This is a genomic window from Lysinibacillus sp. GbtcB16 (genome assembly GCF_019091145.1).
Classification (GTDB): Bacteria; Bacillota; Bacilli; order Bacillales_A; family Planococcaceae; genus Lysinibacillus; species Lysinibacillus fusiformis.
The window spans coordinates 1-785 of record NZ_JAGXJV010000079.1; the positions used below are offsets into that span (position 1 = coordinate 1).

General features: G+C 37.3%; 1 pseudogene. It reads right to left on the reverse strand.

What is annotated here, in order from left to right:
• Window positions 1-785: pseudogene (locus tag KVT27_RS23370) on the reverse strand (phage tail spike protein); the annotation flags it as partial.

Here is a 785-nt window from a genome sequence, read left to right on the forward strand (position 1 = left end):
TCTCCATTAACCGCAACTACTTCTAACTCCCCTCCAGTATTATTAGCAATCCATAAGCTTGCATCTTGAAAGTCACCACTATTTTCTATTAAGTTAGTTCGTCCAAGTTTCATATCTTTAAAGCGAGTATCAAGAGTAGTAATTTTGCTAGAATTTTCATCAGAAGTTTGTTTTACAGTGTTCACTGTTTGTTTGACCCCTGTTAAATCTTCACTTAACTCCTTCACTTCTGTTTTTTCTGCCTTATTAGTTAGAGATTCTTCTGTTTGCTCTACAGTTAATTTTATATCTGTAAAACGCCCATCTTTAAATACAACATCAGGAATTCCTGCAACATCCTGTTTTAATTTAGTAATGTCTTGTTCAGCTTGGTTAACGGCTCCAGCAACATCACCTACAGCGCCGCTAATCTGCGTTACTGCATCTTCAAGCGCTTTTGTGTCAGGTGTAATCCTTACCCATGTCCCATTCTTCCAAAGTTTCATAACTCTATTATTCTGGTTTGAATTGTCCACCCAAATAGTCTTGCCGTCTTTTAGTCCCACAGTAGGTGCTGTTGGTTGCTCTATAACATTCGCTGTATTTTTTTCTATGTAATCAACAGTCGCTTCCGCTAAATCTTTAGCTACTTTGGATTCTTTCTCAGCTTTTTCTGCTAACTTTTTAGCTTCCTCAGAAGTTAGCTCTGTATCGCCCACACGGTTCACTAGTTCATCGAAAATATCTTTAGGTACTTTATCATGTAAACTTGATAAAATTCTTTGATACAGCTTTCTGAGCTCTGC